This is a genomic window from Flavobacterium sp. Root420 (genome assembly GCF_001427905.1).
In the GTDB taxonomy this organism is placed as follows: Bacteria; Bacteroidota; Bacteroidia; order Flavobacteriales; family Flavobacteriaceae; genus Flavobacterium.
This window is the reverse complement of the sequence record NZ_LMEF01000002.1, coordinates 55778-74021: the sequence shown is the minus strand read 5'-3', so window position 1 is coordinate 74021 and position 18244 is coordinate 55778. Positions and strand designations below refer to the sequence as shown.

Annotated in this window: 3 protein-coding genes and 1 pseudogene; all 4 read left to right on the top strand. The window is 33.7% G+C overall.

Going from position 1 to position 18244, the window contains the following annotated elements; all coding sequences use genetic code 11:
• Nucleotides 1-29: 29 nt before the first annotated feature.
• Nucleotides 30-2627 carry a hypothetical protein gene (locus ASC72_RS03885; protein WP_056187102.1) on the top strand — a complete coding sequence of 866 codons (2598 nt, stop codon included), beginning with the start codon at nucleotides 30-32 and terminating at the stop codon, nucleotides 2625-2627.
• Between the two features lie 67 nt (nucleotides 2628-2694).
• The gene (locus ASC72_RS03880; protein ID WP_082564230.1) at nucleotides 2695-6699 is read left to right on the top strand and encodes a leucine-rich repeat domain-containing protein; all 4005 of its coding nucleotides are present in this window, start codon (nucleotides 2695-2697) and stop codon (nucleotides 6697-6699) included.
• A gap of 4 nt (nucleotides 6700-6703) precedes the next feature.
• A complete protein-coding gene (locus tag ASC72_RS03875) occupies nucleotides 6704-7420 on the top strand; it encodes a hypothetical protein (protein WP_056187097.1) in 717 nt (238 codons plus the stop codon).
• A gap of 11 nt (nucleotides 7421-7431) precedes the next feature.
• Nucleotides 7432-17542, top strand: a pseudogene (locus ASC72_RS24745) (thrombospondin type 3 repeat-containing protein); the annotation flags it as partial.
• Between the last annotated feature and the right edge of the window lie 702 nt (nucleotides 17543-18244).

Here is an 18244-nt window from a genome sequence, read left to right as displayed (position 1 = left end):
TTGCATAAAAATAAACATATAACTAGATTATGGTCGATCTTAAAATAAAAAAATACTGGATAATTACGCTGTATATGGTGTTTTGTACTTTGACTTCCTTTGCTCAGGACTGTGCACAATATTCATACAATCGATACGGAGAAATATATTTCTCAGATAATTCAGACGGAGACAATAATGGTACACTTATCAATACAGCGACTGATATAACTTTTGGAAGATATAATTCGCCTTTATCAGGTTTAACATACGATTGGAAACTTTATGATATTAATGGTTCTTTAATAAAATCTGGAAATACTATTAATTTTTCTATTACACTGACAAAACTTGAAAAATACAAGATTACACTTCGTGTTTCAGATTCTGATGGTTGTACTAATTATGAAAAAATAATAACAGGCAGAGACCCGAACAATTGCATTATTCCAAGTAAAGACCGTTTTGATAATCAGGTAGCACTCTATTTATCTGATTATCGAGGAGTGGAAGTAAATACAGAAACGACTCTGAGTATTGGTTATGTAAACGGATATTCGGCATCAAATTTCACTTTTGATTGGAAAGCATATAATTCAAACGGAGTGCTAGTAAGTTCTGGAATTCAACCTTCTTTCACTATAACATTTCCAAATATTGAAGAATATAAGGTAGAATTAGAGCTAAAAGACCTTAATGGCTGTATAACTAATTATACAAAATTAGTTACACCTTTAAGTACTTGCGATTTTAATACAGATGATCGTGAAGGATACATCACTAATGACATTACTACTTACAATGAGCTTAGCGTAAATAAAGATCAAACTGCAAATATGTATTTTGTTCCTTATAATTCATCAGAAAATTTTACGTACAAGTGGGAAGTATTTAATTCAAAAGGTATTTCGGTTGCCTCTTCAAATCTTGATATTTTTCCCTTAACTCTGGATAAAGGAGGAAAATATGAAATCCATTTAATAGTTAAAGATACAGTCAAGGGATGTGATAGAAAATTTATAAATGAACTTCAATGTATTATTGATAATTCTTGTACAACCACGAATCCAAAATCTCAGAAAGTAAAAGAATTATATGAGGATTTATTAGTAAGCCTTCTTGCAAGATCAATTCAGGGTGAAACAGATGAACAGATCAACACAAGCGCTCCTACAGCCGAGTTTATTGCTTTAAAACCTTACATCACTAATGGTCCTAAAAATAAAATATATAATTATGTTTCAACATCACGAAATTATACAGAAGTAGATGGCAGAGAAAAAATTTTAGGAGCCCGTTTTTCATTTTCACCCAACAGAGAATATGACGTAAATGCTATTATAGGATGGGGAATTGGATATGACCCAAAAAAAACTACTATAACAAATCTCAAGACAACAATAAGAGATTCTATATATACTGATTTAAGTCAATATATATCTTCTGAGCAATTTATAAAATCTTGTAAAAGCAGATATAGTGGCGGAGGACGAATGAGTAAAAAGATGGATCGTGCCTCTTTAGATTATTGTGACTTTGGTTCAGAAATTAGATACATTGATTTTTGCCCAGGAGAAGTTAACACTTGTGATCCGGCAATAATTGGATCTATAATAACTCCAGGACAGTCTGTCTTCACAAATGAAGATGCCAAATTTACATTTGATACGTTTAACACTAATCTAACTTATACCTGGAGTGCTATATCAGAAGATGGGGAAATTATTAATACAAGTGAACCTGGCATAGACATAAAAACATACACATATAAATTTAAATACGAAGGTAATTATGTAATTAAAGCGGTTCTTAAAGATGAAACAGGTTGTTCAGTGACATTTACAAGATATATATCTGCTAGTGATACCCACTGTGCAAATAATCCATATGGTTTTAAATTTGAAACAGATCAACCTAATTTAATTTATACATGGACAGCTGCTGGCGAAAACGGCACTATTGTTCGTACAGAGACAAATACAACAGGTCTGTTTATTTTTACACCAACTATCCCTGGCAACTATGATATAAGCCTCTCTACTTCTGGTACAGAAAACTGTGATACAGTATTTACTAAACATATATCTATTACCAGTTGCGGTGGATCTGTTTCTTGTACACAAGATAATCCTCTAACCACAAGAGTACACACGCTGTTTATTGATCTAATCACTAAACTTCTTAGTACACCAAATGGTACAGATGTAAATATATATGCTCAAAATGAGATTGCCGCTTTCGTGCCTTACACTTTAGGTAAGGGCGGTAAAATATATAAGTTTATTAATACCAATACTTATATATCCTTCTCTTTCTCTGACGACACATCTAAAAGTGATGTAACCTTGCCTAAATCAGCTACGGGTACAATTACAAGTATTGATTTAAGTCGATATTATAATTCTCAGGCAATAACTTCGGTTATTACTAATTATAGTGATGGTACTTATAATCTTGCAAGCGGAGATGTTGAAAACATTAATTTCTGTCCTTCGCAAGAATGTACACCATTAATTGGAACAATCAGCATTGTAAAAAGAACAGCAAATACAACAAAACCGGTATCTAAAGTATTGCCAGTCAAAACATATACCGATCCAATAGAAACAAGTAAAACGACGACGTCAGGTACTAGTTCAAAAATATAACACACTTACGATAAAACACACTAATTGTTTTAACAAACAAGTAGTTATAAAAAAAGATAATTAGATTATGGTAAACAATCTTAAAATAAAAAAATACTGGATAGCCACTCTTTGCATGGTGTTTTGTTCATTGTCTTCTTTTGCTCAGGAATTAAGCGATGCAACTATAGGTTTTGATATCGCGAGAGCAAAAGCTTCTTTAAAAGAACATGGGGTTAAAGATCAGGATTTGGATCGTGAAATTTCTATCATGCGTGAAGGACAAATACGTCAATATGCTGTAATGAAAAAGATCGAAAATGAAATAGCTGAAAAGTATAAACCACAAAGCAAATTGAGAACTAATACCGCTCGTTCAGCAGCAGTTACAGACGTATCTCAAATTGAGAAAGATGCACTTCTTGCCATTTATAATAGTACAGGTGGAGCAAATTGGACAAACAAAACCGGCTGGGATTTTTCAACACCAGTTGTTTCGTGGGATGATAATACGAAGACAGGCTGGTATGGTATTATCGTTACTAATGGGCATATTACATCATTAGTTTTAAATAGAAATAATTTGGTGGGTACAATACCACCTTCAAATCTTGTACAATTAAGTAATTTACAATACCTCCTTTTGAATAATAATAGCCTAAGTGGAAATATCTCTTCGGATATAAGATTACTAAACAATCTTATAAATCTTGATTTGAGTTCTAATCAATTTACTGGAAGTATACCATCAGAAATAGGACAATTAATAAATTTGCAATCGCTTAATTTATCTCGCAATCAAATCAGTGGCGAGATACCAAGTACAATTGGTTCGTTATCAAACCTTAAAAACATCACTCTATCTGTAAACAAATTAACAGGAACCTTACCCCAAGAAATAAGCAATTTAACGAATCTAGAAAGTTTAAGTGTTGGAAACAATAAATTAAGCGGAAATATATATGTAATTACAACGCTAAGAAATCTTACGCATTTTGACATAGAAACTAATGAATTTACCGGAATCATTCCAACTGAAATAGGATTGCTAAATAAGCTTCAATATATATTTACTGCGAGTAATAAATTAAGCGGAAATATCCCTGTTGAAATAGGACAGCTAACGAATCTTATTTATCTTCGATTATCTCAAAATAATCTAAGTGGAAATATACCTTCAGAAATAGGCCAATTAACAAAACTTACAAATTTAGATTTAAGCGGTAATCAACTAGATGGTTCTATTCCAAAGACAATAGGTCAATTAACTCTGATGCAAGACTTAAGATTTGGCGCGAATAAGTTAACAGGACCAATTCCTTCAGAAATAAATTTGTTGACTAATCTTACAATACTTCACGTACAATACAACAAATTAACAGGGAGTATACCTAGTATAAGTCAATTAAAAAAACTTGGAGGGATTTATTTCACTTCTAATGAACTAAGCGGTAATTTACCTGACTTAACCGGTTTACCTCTTTTTAGATATACCGATATAGGTAATAATAAGTTTCGTTTTGTCGATATCGCAGATCAATATACAAATTACAGAAAGCTATCTCAATTTCTTTATGCACCTCAGGCAAAAACAGATACACCTAAGTCAATAAAGGGATTATCTGGAAAAAGTGTAACAATGACTATGTGCGAGGATAATAGATATATCCCAAATGTAGATACTTTTCAATGGTATAAAGATGGTATAAAAATCAATGGTGCCCAATCAAGAGAATATACTATCCAAAATTTGACTTTGGCTAATAATGGGGTTTATCATTGTATTTCTACTCATCCTGTGATAAGTAATCCCTCTAGTCCATCTTATAATCTTATTTTACAAAGAGAATCAATCACATTAAATGTATCAAATTGTCCAACAGTAGCAGGATCAATAACATCAACCACAGAAAAATTCCACACTAATGCAGAAAACAGTTTCGCATTCGAAACTACAGCTACAGGTTTAATATACGAGTGGTCTGTAACTCCTGCAAACGGAACAGCAACATCAAACACACTAAATTCATACACACATACTTTTGCAGATGCAGGAGATTATGAAGTAAAAGTTGTGGCTACAGATTCTATTGGATGTACTACTACATTTACAAAAACGATTAAAGTAGAAGACAGATATTGTGACAAAGAACCTATTGACTTCGCTTTTAATACTACAGAAACTAATTTAACATACAATTGGACAAGTACAGATTCTGTTGGAAATATTGTGCATAGGGAAACAAACGTTACCGGTCTATATACTTTTACACCGCAAGTTGGTGGAGAATATGTAATCGAATTGGTAGCAAGCAGTGCAACTAGCTGTAAAACGTTGTTTAGTAAAACCATCATTATTGATCAATGTACACCTTATATTTCTTGTACAAAAGACAATCCTCTTTCTCCTGAAATACACCGTTTGTTTATTAATATGATAACCAAGCTGGCAAGTACTCCAACGGGAACTGATGTAAATGTCTATGCTCATAAAGAAATTGCAGCCGTAGCACCATACACAGCAGATTTAAGAGCTAAAATTTACAATTTCACGAATACAAGTGAGGCGGTTAGTTTCTCGTTTTCTGCAACCGCTGCCGAAAATGAAATTTATATTCCTAAATCTGCTTCAGGATCGATTACTGCCATTAATTTAGATAAATACAAAGATGCTCTAACATCAACTATTGTTGCAACTAGTTATACCAGCGGAGCCACTAATAATTCAGACGGACATGTTCGTAATATCGATTTTTGTCCTAAAGAATTGTCGTGTATATCTCACATTGCACTTGTTGTAGACGAGTCTGGTTCTCTTGATCTGTCTGAAATTAATAAAATCAAAAAACAATTGAAATTATTTGTTGCACAACAAGCATATACAAATGACGATATAGGATCTAATATTCACGTTTCGATAACGGGAATGTCAGATAGCGATGCCAATACAAGAACTGATTTTATTGCGCCAACTAAAATGACAGCGAGCAATGTTTATCTGTTCAATGCATGGATTGATAGATTAGGAAAAAGATATGGTGAAACTGGTATAAGCCAGGCTTCCGACTACTGGAAAAGTGGTTTAGATGGAGCTTTAGCCTACACCATGAAACCAACCTTTGTTTTAATGATTACTGACGGTTCACAAACTGCAAACGTTCAGGGATTAAAAGAGACTTTTACAAAATTTGATAATAACAATAAAACGGTTACTGTTCCTAAACTTCCTCACTTATACGTAGTGGGAATCGAAAACGGAAATTATGTTGACAGAGATTCCTATACCAGTAAATTGTCCAGAGATTTAGATCCTAATTATAATCCATCTTTAGCATCAAATAGAAGTATAACAGCCAAAACAACACCATTACTAAAAAAATCATTACAGTATTTACTAGGTCTTTCGACAACGGAATTCCCGGTATCAGATATTAATCAATTTAATGTTGGTACCTACTACGGGCACTCGAATTTTGATTTATTAGCTTCAGACGAAACTTATTTTGCTGATAAAGTTGTTACGGGTCAGTTTGCCTGTGGTATTCCTGCTGTAAAGGATTTTTGTGATGACTGTTTCTCTTTCAAACCAGAACCCGGAAAAGAATATATCCTGAGTGCATGGGTTAAAGAAGAATCAGTTGAACAAGTTAAAACGTATACAAATCCATTAATCAAATTAGTGTTTTACAACAATAAGGAAGCATTGGATATCGAGGCTCAAAAAATTGGCGAATTACCAATAAAAGCAAATGGAGATATTATTGACGGATGGCAGCGAGTGGTTCAAAAATTCAAAATTCCAAATAATACAATTACAATAGGTATTGAGTTAGAAAACTTAAGTCCAAGTATTCCGGTTTATTTTGATGATATCAGAATTCATCCTCTTCAGGGAAGTGTAAAATCATTTGTTTACGATCCTGAAACATTCAAATTAATGTCTGAACTGGATGAAAACAATTATAGTACTTTCTATGAATATGATAACGAAGGAGGTTTGGTTCGTGTTAAGAAAGAAACTGCCAAAGGTGTCAAAACCATTCAGGAAACGAGATCTGGAAGTGTAATCAATACAACAACAACAAATCCTTAAAAGTATGCTCAAAAAATTACTATATGTATGGGTTTTATTCACTAGTTGTTTAGCACATACACAGACGGTAAATCAGGTTTTTCAAAAATTAGCCAAACAATATAGTGAAGCTAAACCTTTGCAATACAAATCAAGTTATTCTTTATATAAAGATTTTGAATCCAAAAAAGTCGAAGAAACATATAAAGGAACGTATTATAAAAATGCAAGTAATGAGATTTACACCAAAATTGGAGATACTGAAATGCTGAATTCAAAAGCAGTGTTTCTTAAAATAAGTAACGCCGAAAAAGCAATTGAAATTTCAAATCCGGTTCCGAATTATGCAGGAGATTTTGATATGAAACCGTTACTTGATGTCTGTAAAATTGAAAAATTTGTTGATTATAAGTCGTATTGGGAAATAACGATGGTAGCGAAATCCTTCTCTAGCCTTCCCTATTCAAAAATTGTGGTTCAGGTTACAAAAAGTTATTTCTTGCAAAAACAAACTTTTTATTACAACACGGCAATCAATTTTTCTAAAGATTATCGAAGTCCTGATCCGCATTATCCGAGGTTAGAAATAATCAATACGAATTTTAACAGAAATCCGGTTAACGCGTCGGTTTTTAATACCAAAACCTACTTTACAACATCGGCTAATAAGCAAATTGTTTTAGTAGAGAGATTAAAAAAATACGAGGTTAACGATCAAAGAGTTATTTCCAATAAAAAATAAAAAATAGATATATGTATATCAACAAGCATCTAATAGCATTTATATTTACACTGTTTTCATTGTTTGCATTTAGTCAGCAAGAGGAGACTTTGGGCGGCAGAAAACAAGGAAATGACCTAAACGGACAACCAACATTAACGGTTGCAGACTCTAAATTTGCAAGTTTGGGCCAGAAAAATGTTTTTACTTCAGTTAAACCTGTGGTATCTATTCACTTTGGTTTTAACGATAATCTGGCAGATTTGGCAGCTTATGCCGCTGTATATTATAGTGAAATTGAATTATTAATTAAGCCTATTGATAAGTCTGGTAATCAAATTACGACTTATGTAGACAATACTAATAAAGTAGTAACATATCCAAATCCTTTTAAGATTACATTAAAAATCAAACATGATAATGTAACGAAAGGAAAATCGTTTAATGATTACGCTGTATATCAATTACCTGGGGTTCACAAAGCTGAAGTAACAGTTCAATCTATCAAATATACAGATGCTAATAACGCTGTTTTAAGTATATCAAATTCTCCTGCATATCTTGCTTTAAAGTTTAATACAGAGCGATACTATAATTTACAGTTGACTGCCAATCAATATACAACGGTATTTCCTATATCACATAATCTTATAAAATATAATGGACTAACAGAAACAACTGTTTCTCAAGCTAGTAATGGTGCCGAAGAATTAATCATCAACTGGACAAAAGATGCTGTTGCTCCGGCTGTTGAATATGAACTTGAATGGACATGGATTGATAACTATGGTAAAGAAGGCGATAAATTAACTCCGCAAGAAATTGCCTTAACAGAACAGGATTTTAAACGCAACAGTACAAGAATTCAAACAAAAGAGGTGAGTTATAGAATTCCTCTTATATATTCTAAAGGTTATTTAGTGTATCGTGTAAGACCTATTGGGCGTTTTCTTGACAATACCTCTAAAAACTTTTATGGTCTTTGGTCAAGTGGCTTAACAGATACATTTGCCAAAGTGAGCGACTGGCCTCAAATGGTCGAAATTGACCAGGCTCACGAATTGGGTAAAAAAAACTGGCAATACCAGGCTTCTTTTGCCGAAGACGGAAAAAAGAAGGAAGTTGTAAGTTATTTTGATGGTAGTTTGCGTAATCGTCAAACCGTAACAAAAACAAATACTCCGGGACAGGAAATCTCGGGATCACAAACCATAAATACACAAGGAAAAGCCATTGTTGGCGAGGTTATTTATGATACTCAGGGAAGACCTGCTATTGAAATTTTACCAGCTCCTGTAAATTCGTCAGGAATTCATTTTTACGATGGTTTAAATAAAAATGCCAGCAATTCAATCTATTCTCATAATGATTTTGATTGGGATAATCCGTCAGTTACAGACTGTACTCCAATTCCTGTTTCGATTATGTCTAATGATAATGGTGCCGGTAAATATTATTCAGAAAACAATGCTACTTACGAAAACTATAAAGATTTAGTTCCTAATGCAGGAGGATATCCTTTTTCTCAGGTAGAATATACACCTGATAATACCGGAAGAATTAAAAGAAAAGGTGGTGTTGGAAAAGACCACCAAATTGGTACCGGTCATGAAATGCAATATTTTTACGGGCAGCCAAAACAAGAAGAACTAAACCGTCTTTTTGGTTATAAAGTGGGAGATTTTTCACGTTATAAAAAGAATATTGTTATCGACCCAAATAAACAAGTCAGCGTAAGCTACCTTGATCCTCAGGGAAGAACAGTTGCAACCGCACTTGTAGGGGATAATCCTAAAAATGCAGACGGTACTCAAACTCTTGTTTCTTTGTATGATGAAACTGATGAGACCCTTCATCTTAAAACAACAACCAATTTATTATCAAACAATGATAAATATGCGTCTGGTAATAATGGTATTCAAGAAGATGGTATTCGATTGAATACTCCTGTTGCTGTGGTTAAAGAAGGAGAAATTAAATTTGCTTATACCTTAACAAAAACAGCTGGTTCATTTGCAGACATTTGTCTTACTGCAAAACAATATCCGTTTGTTTATGACTGGTCAATGGGTTTAAAAAATGATTGTGCAAATGAATTGCTTAATCCTTCGGATAAGTTAACTTCAAAAGTTGGTGATTATAGTTTAAACTCTCCTGCTCCTGTTGCTTTGAATTTCGAAAGAGTATATACAGCATTAGACGGTGGTAATTTTCTAAAAGTAGGGACTTATCCTTTAAGCAAAGATCTTCGCATAGATTATGATGCATTAAACAAATATGCTGATGATTATACTGCCCAATTAAAGTTAGATAAAAAATGTTTGCCTGATTATACCGGCTTAGAAGATGACATTACAGAAGAAGATTGTAATGTAACTTGTAAAAGCTGTGAAGAATCATTAGTGTGCGATAATCTTAGTCCGGAAGAATGTGCTGCTTTTAAACTAAAACTTGCTGCTGATCCTGCCGATCTTGGTAAGGTTGCCGATAGAGAATCTCAGGTTTTAGATGCAGAAAAGCAATATGTGATCAAAAATCTAAATGCATTTTTCACAACAAATACATTCGCTTACAACGGCTCACAATTTACAGGAACAGACACTGATCAAAAAGTTATTGCTCAAAAAGATATTCTTCCAAAAGTAACTTCGTATAAACTTGAATTTAGAGGTCTCTTATCCGGATGTCGCGAACTTTGTAAGCAACCTATTAATGTTTGTAATCTTAATTTAGAGATATTATTGGGCGATGTTAGTCCGCACGGACAATATGGTTCTGTAGATGGTTTAGAATCTGAAGATGATGAGATCAATGACCCTGCATCAAGCAAAATCACAGATCCGTTAAGTGTTTTTAACGACCAAAATCAACTTTTACACGGTGGCTATAAAACGGTTACAGATACCGATCCGGTTACTAATGAAACAGAACAAATAAAGGTTTCAAACTACAATTGGAGAAACCCGTTTGAATCTTATAAAAAAGAAGACGGATCAATATTTAAAATTAGAGTGGAATTAATTGGGGATGGAATTTACAAACCAAGTCTGGTTGACAATGTAACTTTAACAGATAACGATCGTGATCCGGATAGTGATGATCCAAATGTATATTTGGTAGAACCTAAATATTTAGAATATGTAGCTGATTTTGTTCCGTTATGGAAACCAAATTGGGCAAATGCCTTATTGCCCTATCACCCTGAATATCAATATTATGTGTACAATTCGGCAATTTGCGAAAAACTAAACACAAATGGCGATAACTCTGATGGCTTTGATGAAAAACTAAGAGAACTTGATTATGTTGATGGTGAAACCGGAGTGATTGAAGATGTAAACAATAAAATATTTGCAACGACAACAGACGGAATAATTTTAAAATTATTAAACATTGATGCTCAAAATGCAGACAGTGATCCTTATTATACTTCTAAAAATAATTTAGAATCTGAAAACGATTTCAGACTTCGAAAAGATTTAATGAGAGAAGCAACAACTATCAATTTTGAGGGTATTAAGATGGCAAATGGCAAAAGATTGAATATGCTGCAAACTTCTTATTATTTTGCTATTTATACGAATGGAATTGCACCTGAATCAGAATATGAAGATTTCGTAAATTTATCTACAGCAGATTTATTGACAAAAATCAGTACTATTCAGGATCCAATCTTAAAACAAAGAATTTGGACTAATTTCAAAACAAATTATATTTCGTTTAAACAAAAAACGAGAACTGTTTTCTCTCATGTTTATGCTGCTACAAAAAACAACTACAATGATTGTATTGGTAACGTTGAAAGTACTGACACTTTTGTCACTTTGTTCAAAAAATATGATGCGGTTAAATATGTTAATAATAAAACTAATTATCAATGGATTACAGAGTTAATAGACAGTATTCCTGATAATCCTGCGATACCAGCCGGAAGTGAAGGAATTGAATGGGCTTGCTCTGAAGAAACTTCAGCATTATATTTAAAAAAAGAAAAACGTTTTATCCCGGCTGATTTCGGATTTGATTCTTCTCTTGAAGATGCTCAGGTTATTGCTGACATAAAAAACAGCACAGAATCTGCCATGTATATGGAGACAGGAAAATGCCCGATGGCTTCTGAAATGGAATTTTTCTTAAAAGGATTGGTAGATACAACAATACAGCCTGATGGACTATTAATTAGTGGTTTCAAAACCACAAGTATGCCATATTTGACTAAAAATTTATTTAATGCACAGGTTAATCCAACCTTTAATTTAGCAACAGCTTCACAAACTCCAAAAATCAAAACTTTTGAAAATGCAGGAGTCTTGAATATTGGTTTTACTTACTTGGGTAATGATATTGCAACACCAATCGAATTAAGATTTGTGAATAATAATTCATACTATCAGGATGCTTGCGGTAACATTCCGGCTGCACCAAAATGGGAAGATATCGTTGGCTTTAAAAGCTTTTACTACATTCCTGAATCTTACGACAGAGAAAACCAAACATACAAATTCCAGATTATTGGAATTGTAAAAAGAAAAGGAACAATATCTGCTTGTGATGCTCCTGAAGAAGTAATTATCGAAGGAACAACAAAAGCGAGAATAGGCGAATGTGGTTATTTAACAGAAGCTCCTTGTGATAAAAAAGAAAGGTTTGACGAATCGTTTAGAAAATTAGTACTTAACCTGCAATCTGCGGGAACGCTTAGAAATGCTGATTTAGACATTACTGCAAATCCTGTTTTTACAGATGGGTATCTATATACTTATTTAGGTATTAAACAAAATGATGTTGTAAAATGGAAAAATACTCCTGAAGGAGTTTCGATTTCTGTAAACGATGAAAAACGTGTTAACTTAAATCTTGGAAGTTATACTTTAGGATCTGAGCGTATTTCTAATATTGTGATAGGAAATCTTCAGGGAGGTTATAACCTTGTAAGAGTAACAACCAGAAGACTACTATTTTCTACCAGACAGATATCCGCAAAAATTACATCAGGAAATACCAGCAGACCACTTTATTTAACATGTTGTTCTCCTTGCGGCGAATGGGATTTAAATGGTGATGGTTTAGGAGATGCATGCGGTGGCGGTGGAAACTGTGGTACAATTGATACAGACGGTGACGGAATTTTTGACAATTGCGACAACTGTCCTAATACCCCAAACCCAAATCAGGAGCCTTGTAACAACTACACTCCTATTACATCTTGTTCTGTAGTAGCGAATGATGAGCTTACTTACGAGAACAACGTAAAAAATATATTGAACGATTTCTTAATTACAAGAAACCATGAAGTTAATGCTGATGGAGATTTCTACAGATCAGGAAGTGTATCTGGTTATAGTCCTATAAGTACTTTTGTAAGAGATTCTAAATTAGTGTCTCATTTCCAAAAAGAAAGAACAAGATATACAGAGAATAACTTTAAACCTGTTGTAATTGACAAATATTCTATTGTTGCTGAAAATACTTTAGTAAGCATCAACTTTGACGAAAATTCAGGTTCTGTTTACAACAGAAACTTCATTAATTTCTACGACATTAATATAAAAAATGCAAGACGTATAAATTATATAGATGTTAAAAGCGACTTAACATTCGTAATTAATTTTGTTGATAGTCAGGGCCGCACGGTAACACAAAACGGTGGTAAAATTTCACATTATACGTTTACAAAAATTACAAGCTCAGAAGCTAAAGCTCCTGCGGTATCTTTCTGTCCGTTTATGTCAGAAACATATCCGCCAAAAACAGCAAGCAAAAAATCAATGAACAGTGCAGACGATTTATATGTTTCTGTTTCTCAGGATGGACAAATCATAGCTGAAAATAAAATGGCATTGTCAGCTAAATCAGCAAAAACTAGTGTTGTAAAATCAATAGAGGCAGAAACACCAACTTTTAGCTGTTCTGATTTATGTATTCCGAGTGCTGTTGCTCCGGTTGTTTGTGGCACAAAATGGTTAACTTTCAGACAGATGATAAACAGTCTTGTTCCGGATTACAAAATACCTGAGAACATGGATGCTAATGCTACGTATTTCTGCGAAGCTAATTTTGGTTACATCAGTACCGATTATTTACAGTATTTAACAAAACTTGAAATAACAAGTATTCAGAATCCATTGTTTTTAACAATCAGTGAGTTTGGTTCAACTAAATTAAGATACGGAAATACCGTAGCAAGTTCTGTTGTAAATGAATACTATAACTATGTCCAGGCACAAAAAGCAATCCCTACTGAAGAATTATTACTTTGGAATCAATTTGCTGATAAATATGTTATTGATAATAAAATTTGTCCGCCGGCCATAATGGTACCTACATTTAGTTTAGAGATACCTGTTGAACCGGGAACTAAAACACCTTGTGAAATCTATGCCAATACAGTGAAAGCGGCAAACAAACAAGAAATTGAAAATACTTTTTATGCAACTAAAAAAGAAGAGTTTAGACAAAACTATCTAAAAGCAGCTTTTGAGGGATTAACAGAAACCTTAACTCAGACTTCGCTTGACAAAGAGTATCAATATACATTATACTACTATGACCAGGCAGGAAACTTAATTCAGACAGTTCCGCCACAAGGAGTACATAGATTAGCACCAAATTCAGACGCTACAATAAAAGATGTCAGAGAAAATAATCCGGAAAAAGTAGACATTACTGCAATAAATGGCGTACCTGTTGCTCCGGATCATAAAATGCAGACACAATACCGTTACAATTCATTAAACCAATTGGTGTGGCAAAAAACACCGGATGGTGGTGAAACTAAATTTGCATACGATGCCTTAGGAAGAATTGTGGCTTCGCAAAATGCAAATCAGTCAAAAACTACACCTTTATTTAGTTATACAAGATATGATGGTCTTGGCCGAATTATAGAAGCAGGACAATTTGAAGTAAAATCTGGTGTTACAATAAACATCAATGAAAACGGAAGATTAGTTTTTGGAACTTCTGCTTCAAATGATTTAGTTCCTGTTGATGCTGTAGAAGATAAATTCCCTTACAGTCAGGGATCACGTTTTGATCAGGTTACTAAAACTTTATACGATATTCCGGTTGAAAATACAACAGATTGGTTTACTTCTTATGCGGCTGATAACAATCACAAAAGAGTTACTGCTGTAATGTATTACAATAAATTATTGGCAGAAGTAACAGAAATTAAAGCATATGATAAATATGACAATGCCATATTATATGATTATGATGTACACGGGAACGTAAAAGAATTAATTCATCACACTAACAATAATCCTACACTAACAAGCTTAAAGCAGGACCGCAAAAAAGTGGTTTATGATTATGATTTAATTAGTGGAAACGTAAATCAGGTAACATATCAGCCAAACAGTACTCAGGACAAATTTATACACCGTTATGAGTATGATGCTGATAATAGAATCAAACAAGTTTACACAAGTAAAGACAATGTAATCTGGGAAAAAGAAGCAAATTATCTTTACTACGAACATGGTCCATTGGCACGTGTAGAAATTGGAGATAAAAATGTTCAGGGATTAGACTATATCTATACTTTACAAGGCTGGTTAAAAGGAGTTAACTCAGAAAGACTTGGTTCTCAATACGACGCAGGTAAAGACGGATTAGTTGTTGCCAAAGATGCTTTTGGTTTTGCGTTAAACTATTACACCGGAGATTATAAATCAAGATTTAATGTTGCCGATGATAGTACTATAGATAATAATGTATTTAATTTCAGTAAAGGAACTAACAATCTTCAGGGAGATTTTAACTTATACAATGGTAACATCAAAGAGATGGTAACATCATTATTAGGTACAGATCAGCAGCCAATTCCTACCCAGTTTAATTATTATAAATACGATCAGCTTAATCGTATTAAGAGCATGAACTCTAAAGCGATTTCGTATGCTGCAGGAGGCGTGGCTAATACAGCTGTAGAAGGATTTAAAAGCGATTACAGCTATGATAGAAATGGTAACATTACATCTCTAAACAGTTGGGCGCCTTTGGCTAATGGTGCATTAAACACAACCAAAATGGATCAGCTTACTTATAATTATTTAGCTGGTACCAATAAACTAACGCATGTTAATGATGCTGTTCCTAACAAAGATTTTACTAATGATCCTAATAATCCTGACGATACATCATTGGATATTGACAACCAAAATGCCAATAACTATGAATATGACGAAATTGGTCAACTAGTCAAAGATGCCAAAGAAAATTTAGATGAAATCAAATGGCGCGTCGATGGTAAAGTAGAATCGGTTACAAAAAGTAAAGGAAAAACGAATCAGGTTGTTATTAGTTTTGAATATGATGGTTTGGGAAACAGAACTGCAAAAAAAGTAACTACTGCTTCAGCAACTAATACTACTTATTACCAACGTGATGCTCAAGGAAATGTACTAAGTACTTATAAAATGGTTAACAATGGTTCAACTACCAAATACTATCTTATTGAACAGGATATTTATGGAAGCAGTCGCTTAGGAGTTGAAAGAGGCGAAAAAGAAATTACAGGTGATGTTGCATCAGCACTTAAAAATTCAAAAGTAATTTTAACAAACGATAAAAATGCAATTGCTGCAAAAGCTGCCGAAACAACAGGAACCTGGGGATTAGGATTTACTGCTGATGGAGCTTCTGCTTTATGGCCGGTAAATACGAAAAATGCAATTAACTTATTTGATAACAAATCACCAAAAACAGAGGCGGTATCTATAAGTACGCATTTAAAAATTGATGCAAATACACCAGATGTAAATACTTTGGCTGCATTACACGGATCTTCTACTGAAGGAAATTTCCCTGGTGACGGCTCAATATCGTACAGAAGTTCGATTGTAGTTGGAGTTAAAAAAACAGGCACAGGGTATACGCCAACTGTTTCGTTAATAAAATACCATCGTAACCATAATAAGTACAAAAAAGTTATAAAATTAAAAAAACGTACCCGTTACTCTTTTAGAAGTTATGCAAGCGTTGTAGATTATGAAGTAAGACCAGCAGACAGACCAGATATGCCTATTCTATCTATACCAGAAAAAGAATGGGATTTAAAAGCTGATATTAAATTAAATCAGGCAACATCAAATTATGATATTACAATTAATCTTAATGGTAATATATATACCGCAGTTGCTTCTCAGTCTCGTAACATTTTAACGGGAGAAGAAAACAAAGGTTTTGAAAACAACGACTCAAAACTTAAAATCGTAGTACCACAAAATACATTGGGTGGTACAGTTATCGAATATCGTCCGGCAGGAGAAGGTAAAGAAATACGTAATGCTCTTAGATCAGAAGTTTGTGATTTTACTTATAGTATAAATAACGGAGAAGAACCGGAAGATATTAAAGTTAATAAATTTGCACTTGATGAAGGAGGAATAAACACTACTTCAACATCTGACACCAATATTAAAATGACTTTATCCGGTGTTGCTTTTGCTAACACCTATTGCAGCAATCCTGATGAAGACACCGATGGTGACGGTATTATAAATACCCAAGATAACTGTCCGTTTATATTTAATCCTTTACAGGAAGACGGAGATAAAGATGGTGTTGGTGATGTTTGTGATAATTGTATTGCTATAGCAAATGGAAAAGATCAAAAAGACGTTGCCGGTGTGGGCAATCAATTAGACACAGACGGAGATGGTCGTGGAGATGCATGTGATAATTGCATAAAAACACCTAACTTTGATCAAATTGATTCTGATAGAGATCTTGTTGGTGATGTTTGTGATAATTGTAGAGGAAAAGCCAATGCAGATCAAAAAGATACAAATGCAAACGGAATTGGAGATATCTGTGAAGGAGAAGACCAAGGTGAAGGAAACGAAGAAGTGGCATCAAGCCCATTAACTTCATATCGTTTTGTTGGAGATAAAAACTATGAGTTATCGAACCATTTAGGAAACGTACTTTCTGTAATTACAGATCGTCCTTTATTCACTTACAGTGGTCAAACTTATAGCTTCAGTCCAGACGTTCTTACGTTCTCAGATTACTATCCTTTTGGAATGCTGGTGCCAAACCGTCATGAAGATGCGAAAGAGTATCGCTATGGGTTCCAGGGACAGGAGAAAGATGATGAGATTAGAGGAGGTGATGGGAATTCGATGAACTATACATNCCGTCATGAAGATGCGAAAGAGTATCGCTATGGGTTCCAGGGACAGGAGAAAGATGATGAGATTAGAGGAGGTGATGGGAATTCGATGAACTATACATATCGTATGCAGGACACTAGAATTGGTAGGTTTTTTGCCGTGGATCCACTTGAAAAGAAATATTCATACAATAGTCCGTATGCATTTAGCGAAAATAGAATAATGGATAAGATTGAACTTGAAGGTCTTGAAGCAGCAGATCTTATGAAAGATGGTCAATTTGTAAATATGGGCACTCAAGCGGAATTACAATTATTGAATAGTAATGATTATGAAAAATGGGCAGATATGTTAGCATATGAAAAGAGCATACCTCTAATAAACGCTATTTCTCAAGCAAAGGATATTAATATAAGTTACGACCAGAAAATGAAAAATGCCGCTGGAGATTTATTGAATACTGATTATTACGCTGTTAAAATCACTAAATTGCCTACAAATTTTTCTGGTGCCGATTTATATACTCATATAAGACAGAATTTAGGAAACTTTATTGACCCTTCTATATCCGTATTAGAATTTCCTCAATATGATGATTTTTCAAAGAAAAAGTGGCTTAGTAATAATCCTTCAGGAGCTGTTATGTCTTTTGTGGCCGGATTGGATACTGCCCCTGTATTAACGACACTTGCACAGGGTACACATTGGGTTTTTACACCTGTAG